Here is a 10,168-nt window from a genome sequence, read left to right as displayed (position 1 = left end):
CACCAGTGGAACAACACCTTATGAGTTTAGTAAAAATGGTACAGCTTTTCAATCAACAGGGGCATTCGGTACTTTGACTGCTGGAAACTATACCATAACATTGAAAGATAATTTGGGTTGTACAGCCACAGCAACTACTGTAGTAACACAACCACCTTTATTACAAGTTAGTATTACACCATCAAGTCCATCTATTTGTAATGGCAAATCAATTGCCCTTACTGCTTCGGCTACGGGAGGTACAAGTCCATATACTTACGCATGGAGTCCAGCAACGGGTTTATCAACCACAACAACGGCAAATCCAACGGCAAATCCGACAATAACAACATTATATACAGTTACTGTAACCGACGGAAATGGCTGTACCTCAACGGCAACGGTGACTGTAACGGTTAACGAAACGCCAATTGCCTCAGCTCCAGCGGTAGCAGCAATTTGTGCAGGAGCCACAATAAACTTGACCTCAGCCAATACAAATACAGCCATCACCACAGGACTAAGCTACTCGTGGTCGGGGCCAGCATCCTTTACTTCAACTTTACAAAACCCAAATATTGCTAACGCAACAGTGGCAATGAGTGGCGTTTATACCGTAACCATTGCTTCTGCAACTGGTGGTTGTACCTCAACGGCAACGGTGAATGTAACGATTAATCAAACGCCAATTGCTTCGGCTCCAGCGGTAGCGGCAATTTGTGCAGGAGCCTCAATAAACTTAACCTCAGCCAATACAAATACAGCCATCACTACAGGACTAAGCTACTCGTGGTCAGGTCCAGCATCCTTTACTTCGACTTTACAGAACCCAAGTATTGCCAACGCGACAGTAGCAATGAGTGGAATTTATACAGTAACTATTACTTCTGCAACTGGCGGTTGTACCTCAACGGCAACGGTGAATATAACGGTGAATGCCTTACCAACTGCAAGCTTAAGTATGCCAACAATTTGTGCAGGCCAATCGGCAACTTTAACCCCAACAGGACTGAGTAATGCTGCAACATTCTCTTGGAGTACAGGGGCTACAACTTCATCAATCACGGTTAACCCTACAATCACAACATTATATACGCTAACCGTTTCTTCGGGAGCGTCATGTTCAATAACAAAAAGTGTTTGGGTTGAAGTTAATCCAATTCCAACTGCTGAGGTTATCGTGGTTAATTCTGTGTGTTTGGCAAGTGTATCACGAGATAATGGAATCTTGATTTTAAACAAGTACCGTGATACTGATACAGTAGCTTATGGTTCTCCCATATCAGCCACCCCAACATTTAATGCTGTTCCAGTTGGCGGGATTTTTGCTAATGGTTTATCTAATGCCACAACTACCTATACTGTTCGTGTAAAAAATATTTTTGGTTGTACAAACGATATAGTCGCACAAACAACTCAAGTCGCGTGTGTTTGTCCAGTAGGGTATTGTGAGCCAGCAACAGTAGTAAAAACGAAATAAGAATATTTATTGTTAAGTAGCCTATATTTTTTTTAAAAATTGATTAAGTGGTACAGTTTTTGATTTAAAAATGAAAATAATGTATCACTCTTAAGATTTCGCACTCAAACTCAATTACTTATACTCAATTACTCAATTTGTCAAATGGAAAACAATTTACAAACCACGCTAAACGCCAATCATAGATGGCTCCATAGATGGAGTAATCTGTTGATTATCAGCGTTTTTATGCTCTTTGTCGGACAGTCAGTCTTTGCACAAACAGCTTGTACCACCCCAATTACCTTTACTGTTGTTAGTGAAGATGCTACCACTGGGACTTCTAATGATGCAAAAATCCGAATTTCGGGAGCATTAACAGGCGATAATAGGGTAGGTTATTCTGAGGGTTCAACTTATTCAGGACCACTTTATGCAACAGCTCCTAAGTTTTCGACCCTTACTGGGGGTTATATTTCACAAACATTAGCTACGCCTACGTCTGCTGAAACTGCTGGTAGAGTTTATACCATCAGGGTATTTTCAGAAGATGGCTCTTGTTATACTGATAAACAATTTACTTTAGACTATGTAAACTTTAACACAGCACCTTTATCTCCTGATATTGAAGTAACGGTAGCCAAAACGCCTACTGGTTATGTTGCTTTAGGAACAACTGTGTCAATTATTGTGACAGTTCAGAATAAAGGAACAGGCCCCGCAACAGGGATTGAATATACAGTTGGGATTCCAGCTGGACTTACGGGTGTTACTGGTACAACAGCTACTGGAACATACAATGCAGGTACTAACAAATGGACAATTGGAAATCTTGCTGTTAATCAGACTATTACTTTAACTTTGACTGGAACAGTCAGCACACGAGGCATAAAGTATCTAACAGCCGACCTTACTGCTGAAACAGAAAATGATATTGATTCAAGACCGACTACAATCACTAATACAACTAATAGTCCTGGAGAAGATGATTTCGGTTCAGTTTGTATTTCAACGCCATTTGATTATTGTACAAATGACGAATACACAATCACTTTACCAAGTTATACAAGTATTGTTTGGTCGAAAGGAGCTACCGTTATCACCGCTGGTAATGCCACCAGTAATGGGGTAAGATTAAACGGAGATGGTTCTTTGACGATATTCGCCGTAGGTGAATATTCATATAGCATGACCGTGGGTCCAAATGCTTGTCCAAGTGGTGGATGTTGCCCAATTAGCGTTGAAGCTGGTAAACCGCCTGTTTTGGTTGCACCAACTCCTCAAGCAATATGTTTTAATGCAACTTTTGCTCCTGTTACTGCTTCAAACACTCAGTCATCACCTAATGGGCCATATATTTACCAATGGTATAATAATAATGGAGCAGCTAACCCAACAGCTACTGCAATTAGCGGACAAAGTGCATTAGCATTTACAGCATTACCAACGGCAGTTGGTGTATATACCTATAAGTTGAAGGCTTATGAGCAAGGACATCCAAATTGTGCTGATTCAATAACTGTAACTTTAGAGATTAAAACGTTGCCAACACCAGTACTTGCTTCAAACAGCCCTGTTTGTGAAGAAAGTCCTATTAATTTGACAGCTACACCTGCGGGTGCAACATCTTATGCTTGGACAGGCCCTGCGAGCTTTACTGGAAGCAACATTGCTACACCAAGTATAGCAAGTGCTGCCCTTGCAAATGCAGGAACTTATATGGTAACTGTAACCAACGGCGTTGGTTGTTCGGCAACTGCTACAACAACAGTTATAGTTAATCCTAAACCTGTTATTCCTGTCGTAGCCAATAAAACATTCTGTGCTGAAGACTTACAGGCTACACTTACTGCAACAGCTCTCACTGGAAACACGTTATTCTGGTATGGTAACAGTTCAACCCTTGGTATAGCTTCTACCACAGCGGCAATCCATAACCCAACCACAGCAGGTGTTACGCGTTATTATGTTAGCCAAAAAGTAGATGCTACAAGTTGCGAATCTAATCGTGCGGAATTGGTTGTAACTGTTAATCCTAAACCAGTACCTCCAACCACAGCACCAGTATCAGCTTGTCAAAATTCAACGCCAACCGCTTTGACAGCCAATGCAGGTTCAACAGGATTTACCTTGTTATGGTATGGTATGAATTCAACTGCTGGAACAGGTTCAACCGCAGCCGATATTCCTCCAACCAATGCAGTAGGTACAACAACCTATTATGTTAGCAAGAAAGATGATATAACTACTTGCGAATCTAATCGTGCATCATTGGCAGTTGAGATTCGTGCAACTCCAGTACCAACACTTGTATCTAATAGCCCTGTTTGTGTAGAAAGCCCAATCAATTTGACAGCTACACCTGCTGGTGCTACAACTTATGCTTGGAGTGGACCATCAGGCTTTACAGGAAGCAATATTGCAACTCCTTCAATTGCCAGTGCAGCCCTTGTTAATGGTGGCACATATAACGTAACTGTAACCAATGGTACAGGTTGTTCGGCAACCGCTTCAGTAGCTGTGGTAGTCAATCCATTGCCTGCTATTCCTGCTGTAACATCTAAAACATTCTGTGCTGAAGATGCACAAGAGGCTCTTGTAGCAACAGCGTTGGCCAACAATCATCTTTTATGGTATGGCAATAGTTCAACAGGTGGAGTATCATCAACAGCTACGCCTATTCATAACCCAACCACAGCAGGTGTTACCCGATACTATGCTACTCAGGTTATTGATGCAACAGGCTGTGAATCACATCGCAATGAATTGGTCGTAACAGTTAATCCTAAACCAGCACCACCAATTGCAGCCAACAAAACATATTGTCAAGGTGTTACTGCAACTGCCCTTACAGTAACTGGTGCAGCTCAGCACACATTCTTGTGGTATGGTCAGGCATCAACTGGAGGAACAAGCTCAACAACAAATCCGATTCCTTTGACAAATACAGTAGGTACAACCACTTACTATGTAAGTCAAAAAGACAATACAACTGGTTGCGAGTCTAATCGTGATGATGCAATTGTAACAGTAAATCGTACGCCAGCAGCACCAACGATTGCTAACGTTAAATACTGTCAAGATGCAACAGCAACTGCTCTTACTGCAACTGCAGAGGCGGGCAATACAATAATCTGGTACAATGGTGGTGCAACCTCAACAACTGCTCCAGTACCTAATACTGCAACGGCGGGCTTGACATACTTCTATGTATCTCAGTCAATTCCAGGGTCAGGTTGTGAGTCGGGTATGTCAGGAATTCCTGTAACAATTGATCCTAAACCAGTGGCCACGCTTATCGCAGTAAATTCACTTTGTATTGGAAGTGTATCTCAAAACAATGCTAAATTGATTTTGACCAGATACCGTAACTCAGACCAAGTTTCTTACAATATTGGTAGCACTTATGTAGCACCTCCAACAGCAACGGCACTAGCTACTGTTCCAGCAGGAGGTGTATTTGCAAGTAACTTGCCGAATCCGACTACAGCCTTACAAGATTATACTGTACGAATTCAAAATTCATTTGGTTGTACTATTGACCGTGTAGCAACTCTTACCAAAACCGATTGTGGTTGCCCAGGAGGATATTGCGAACCAGCAACAGTTACCAAAACGAAGTAACATAGTTTCGATGTGTAATGTGTGATGTGGATTTTAGTTCACATCACACGCACACTCGATAGAAATAGCTGTCACTGTCGAGTTAACCAGTTAAATAAAAGAGTTTTTATTTCAAGAAAATATGGCAAAATGGAGTGGCAACAAAAAAGTCTTAAGCTTTTACTTTTTGAAAGAGTTAAAGTCTAAAATTTTATAGCAAAACGAGTTATCAAGCAGTTATACATTTAAAAAAAATGATGAAATATTTATATAACAAAAAGCTTATTTTGCATTACCAATTACGACCATTCTCGGTATTTTCTCTCTAAGTTTTCTGATAACGAACAAAATCTTCGTTACCAAAATAGTCGCTTTTCTACCACAAAAAAGTCTGTTGAGTTTTTATAAATGCTATTGAGTTTTACGATATGCAAAATATACAAGGTTTACTAAAGCGTACCTTTGGTAATCTTTTCGTAAGAACATTGTTATTTTTTGGGCCATTTTTACTGAGTTCCAATAACTACGATTTAGATACACGATTGAATTCAACCAAAGAAGAATCAGCAAAAGCTGATTGTTTACCTCCTGTCTTTACCCTCAGGAGTGTTGATGTTACAGTGCCAAATGTGAGTGATGCTAAACTTATTCTTTTTAATATTCAGAATGCCAAACGTTATACTTTCTCTGAAAAAGGCACTTCAGAGATGACTTTTGCTAAAGCAACATTGATAGATCCAACCAAAAAAGAAATCGAAATCAAAGGTTTAGCAAATCCTGATAATAAAATTTCTTATACAGTTAGGTTGTATAACTCTGAAACTTGCTTTGCTGACCAAACCATCATTTTAGAACACGTTAATTTTGCAACCCTTGCCGAATTTACTCAATTAGAGTTGATTCAGGCAGTAGATAACCATAGCCCTCAAATTGATGAAACCGTAACTTTTACGACGATAATCATGAACAAAGGGAGTAAAGCTGCCACAGGGGTAGATATTCAGACTTTACTAACCAGTAGTTTGAAAATTGTCTATTTCTACGCCGACAAAGGAGCTTACGAAACCAATGGGGGTGTTTGGAGTATTGGAACTGTCAATGGAGGAGAAACTATCAAGTTGGTTCTCAAAGCGAAAGTAACACAACAAGGCCTTTCTTACCTAACTTCATATATTTGGAAACAAAATGGTAAGGAACGAGACATCAAAGCTCGCAATGGCAACAACGGAGGTGATGACTATGGTGTGAGTTGCGTAAGTGTGCCGATTTCGCTAAAAAAAGGCGAAAACTATAAAGTTGCACTCAAAACTTATGCAGGTGTAAAGTGGTATTATAAAAATACATCTTCGGGTGTTTATGAAGAAATTAACAAAAATACTGCCTCAGATATTGCCTCAATTAATGCTGATAGTTCATTGAGTGTTTTACGTGGAGGTGAATATACGTTTTCAAAACTCTCAGGTTCTTGCAATGTGAGTAGCTGCTGTCCAATAATAATTGAAGGTTGTTTGGGACCTAAAATGGTTATTGACTCTATTTATTGTAATAAAAAAGTTGATAGTTATAATATCAGAGTAAAGCTACTTGACGACGATTGGAGTATTGTTCAACAAATCTATGCGGCTACCAGCAACATTGGTTTTCCCACAACTTCCGATTACCTAAAACGCCTAAATCGTTTGCCTTTACAGTCGAGTGCGGGTTATGTGGTTGCCAATGGCAATAGTTTTTATACCATCGAAAATATTCCTGCATTTATGCCAAATGTAACACTCGTGGCTACCGATATTTCGGGAAAATGCAGCAGTAGTAAAATTGTAAATGCCCCTAATTGTAATTTGCCAGGCGTACAAACACCTTTGGTTTTGAATCAATCTGAAACATTTACAACTGGTGCTACGATACCCACTTTTAGTGTAATAAATTCGGCAAAAGGCACAGAAGTGCTGTGGTTCGATGATGAAAATACAACTAAACCAGTTTCAACGGGTATGGTTTTTACACCAAAACAAGCAGGCACTTATTTCGTAGCCGCCCGTGACCGCAAGACTAAAGCTATTAGTACGAAAAGAGAACTAACATTGACCGAAATTATACCACCAAAAGATGATAAATTCAAAGAAAATATTTGCAAGTGTGAAAGTGCCACAATTCTACCTAACGATGACCTCAGTAAAGTAAATATTACAGCACTTTACCCAAATCCAGCCGATGATTACCTGACCCTTGATTATAATTTGCCTGAAAATTTGCCATCAGCCAAATTAGTATTTTTCACTCTTTCAGGTACAGTAGTTGCATCGTTTGATTTAGAAAATAATGATAAAACAATTAAATTAAGCACAATTAATTGGAATGAAGGCACCTATTTTTACCAACTTTCTGTCAATGGACGAAAGTTGGTAAGTAATAAGTTTTTGGTAATGCATAATTAATAGACTTGTTGCAATGGGAGTTTCGATTTATAAAATCAAGTCATTTTTAAAAGAATAATCTTTCATTGCAACAAGTCTAATAATAGAATACAAATTGAGTATAGTAAATCCCTTGTCTATTGAGTGGACTGCGAGAAGACTCTCAGGCATGAGAGTTCTTCTTTGCAAAGGGAATTTTAATTGAGAGGAGGTTGCTGGTTTATTACGAAAAATAAACTGCACTTCAGAAGTTTGGAAATGGGAATCACAATTTGTGATTCCTTTTTTTGTTTTCTCCAAACGAAAGTTACCTTTGCAGAGTAAAATTATTTCAAGAATAAGTTTTAATTGCTTAAAGCCTAAAGCAAATCACTGAAAAGAATGTCAAAAAAAATAGAAAATCTTACACCCCAACAAATAGTACACGAACTCGATAAATATATTATTGGTCAAAAAGATGCCAAACGCAATGTTGCTATTGCTCTTCGCAACCGTTGGCGTAGAATGAATGCTACCGCAGAAATGGTTTCCGAAATTATTCCAAATAATATTTTGATGATTGGCACAACGGGCGTAGGGAAGACCGAAATTGCTCGTCGCTTGGCCAAAATCGCAGATGCTCCTTTCATAAAAGTAGAAGCCTCAAAATTTACTGAAGTTGGTTACGTAGGTCGTGACTGTGAAAGCATGGTCAGAGATTTGGTAGAGCAATCGGTAAGTATGGTGAAATTGGCAAAGAAAGAAGAGGTAAAAGCCAAAGCTTTAGATGCAGTAGAAGATATGTTGCTTGACATATTGATTCCGCCCGTAAAAGACCAAAAAGATACGGGTTTTGTTCCAACAGAAGTAAAAAAAGAGGTTGAAGATCATACCGAAACATTACTTAACGAAAAAACCCGTGAGGCATTTAGAGTAAAACTTAAAAATGGTGAACTCGACCACCGAAAAGTAGAAATAGACGTGCAAGGCAATGGAATGCCTAATATCGGTGTAATGGGTGGTCCAATTGACGATATGTCAATGATGAATATTCAGGAAATGATAGGTGGAATGATGCCTAAACGTGGCAAAAAACGTAAACTAACTATTGCAGAAGCTCGTAAAATATTGTTGGAAGAAGAAGCCTCGAAATTGATTGACATGGACGAAGTAAAAGAAGAAGCGATTTGGAAAGCAGAAAACTTAGGAATTATTTTTATTGATGAAATTGATAAAATTGCCAATGCAAGTGGTAAGTCGGGTGGGGCAGATGTAAGTCGAGAAGGCGTACAGCGAGATTTACTACCGATTGTAGAAGGTAGTAGCGTAAATACTAAACATGGAACAGTAAAAACAGACCATATTTTGTTTGTGGCAGCAGGAGCATTCCATGTGTCAAAACCATCAGATTTGATTCCCGAATTACAAGGACGTTTCCCGATTAGAGTAGAATTGGAAAGTTTGACAGAAGATAATTTTTATCAGATTCTGAAAGCACCAAAAAATGCTTTGACAAAGCAATATGAAGCTATGCTCGAAGCCGAAGGCGTAATACTAACTTTCGATGATGAAGCCCTTCGTGAACTTGCCCGAATTGCTTTCCAAGCCAATAGTGATGTCGAAAACATAGGTGCAAGACGACTCCAAACAGTGATGAGCCATCTGCTCAACGAAATTATGTTTGATGTGCCAGATAAAATAGGAACAGGCTCTAAAATACTGATAACCAAAGTGTTAGTAGAAGAACGACTTTCAGGATTAGTAAAAAACAGAGATTTAAGTCAATATATTTTGTAGCTAAAAACAGAAAGTCTGTAGGTATTTACCCACAGACTTTCTGTTTTTAGCTTTATAATTGAAACTGATTATGAATGTTTGATATTCACTCATTCACACGTTAGATTTACTTCGATATAATTTTTACATCAGCACCATTTCCTTCACCAGTTGTACCAATTGCATCAATTCGAGTATCTTTGATTCCTTTCAACATCAATTTTTTCTTGATACTAAATGCTCTTTTAGTCGCCATGCTTTTATTATCAGTTCCCACGGCATTATTTGAGTGCCCTTGTAATTGAATTTGCATTTTCGGGTATTTTAACATCAAATCAGCTAATTCTGCAATTATCATATCTGACTCCGAATCTAAGGTTTGCGAACCTCTTACAAATGCAACATTTGCTATTGAAAATACTTGCCCGTTGGGTTTTGCTTTGTCAGCAAGATAAACATTTAGCTCTTCCCCAAACGAACTTAACTGCTCATTTGAAGTTAATGAAGGTGCTGTTTTATTAGTAGAATCAACCTTCACGGCTGCCGAATCTACAACAACATTATCAGTTTTCATAGAAGCAGAATCAATAGCTGGCAAAATTGCTTCTTCAGTTGGTTCTGCCGTAAGTGAAGGCTCATAATAGTTTTTATACCAATAAACGCCTCCTGCAATTACCACGGCAGCAACAAGGAAAATAACAAGCCATTTGATGGGGAAATTTGAACTGCTACTTACTTCTTCTTCAGAGTCGGATACTGTTGGCTCTTCATTAACAATAGCTTTCCCTTTGATAGAAACAGGTTTTGCCGAAACAATTTTCTTTGCCGAGACAAACTTTGCCGACTGCAATTCTTGAAGTCCTAACTGCGGAATCATTTTTTCTAATAATTCTTCAGGAGCTTTTTGGAATAGAGGCTCATGGTGTTCGCTCAAAAATGCAATCAAACCGTCCACGTC

At 38.9% G+C, this 10,168-nt stretch carries 4 protein-coding genes and 1 pseudogene; 4 read left to right on the top strand and 1 reads right to left on the bottom strand.

Annotated elements, in window-relative coordinates; genetic code table 11:
- The 4 genes and pseudogenes from ACH2CJ_RS00920 to hslU all read left to right on the top strand — a co-directional run.
- Nucleotides 1–1,459: pseudogene (locus tag ACH2CJ_RS00920) on the top strand (hypothetical protein); the annotation flags it as partial.
- A 144-nt stretch (nt 1,460–1,603) separates the two neighbouring features.
- Nucleotides 1,604–5,062 carry a hypothetical protein gene (locus tag ACH2CJ_RS00915; RefSeq protein WP_394990187.1) on the top strand — a complete coding sequence of 1,153 codons (3,459 nt, stop codon included), beginning with the start codon at nt 1,604–1,606 and terminating at the stop codon, nt 5,060–5,062.
- A gap of 407 nt (nt 5,063–5,469) precedes the next feature.
- Nucleotides 5,470–7,476 carry a T9SS type A sorting domain-containing protein gene (locus ACH2CJ_RS00910; protein WP_394990186.1) on the top strand — a complete coding sequence of 669 codons (2,007 nt, stop codon included), beginning with the start codon at nt 5,470–5,472 and terminating at the stop codon, nt 7,474–7,476.
- A 360-nt stretch (nt 7,477–7,836) separates the two neighbouring features.
- A complete protein-coding gene (gene hslU / locus ACH2CJ_RS00905; protein WP_394990185.1) occupies nt 7,837–9,231 on the top strand; it encodes an ATP-dependent protease ATPase subunit HslU in 1,395 nt (464 codons plus the stop codon).
- Between the two features lie 106 nt (nt 9,232–9,337).
- Here hslU and ACH2CJ_RS00900 read toward each other — a convergent pair.
- A partial coding sequence (locus ACH2CJ_RS00900) for an OmpA family protein (RefSeq protein WP_394990184.1) occupies nt 9,338–10,168 on the bottom strand: 831 nt, incomplete at its 5' end.

Source organism: Emticicia sp. (genome assembly GCF_043780375.1).
Lineage (GTDB): Bacteria > Bacteroidota > Bacteroidia > Cytophagales > Spirosomataceae > Emticicia.
The sequence above is the reverse complement of the archived record's forward strand: the minus strand, read 5'-3'. Positions and strand labels throughout refer to the sequence as shown.

Excerpts from the sequence above, each read along its gene's own strand:
- ACH2CJ_RS00915 (WP_394990187.1), top strand. The coding sequence starts at position 1,604 with ATGGAAAACAATTTACAAACCACGCTAAACGCCAATCATAGATGGCTC.
- ACH2CJ_RS00910 (WP_394990186.1), top strand. The coding sequence starts at position 5,470 with ATGCAAAATATACAAGGTTTACTAAAGCGTACCTTTGGTAATCTTTTC.
- hslU (WP_394990185.1), top strand. The coding sequence starts at position 7,837 with ATGTCAAAAAAAATAGAAAATCTTACACCCCAACAAATAGTACACGAA.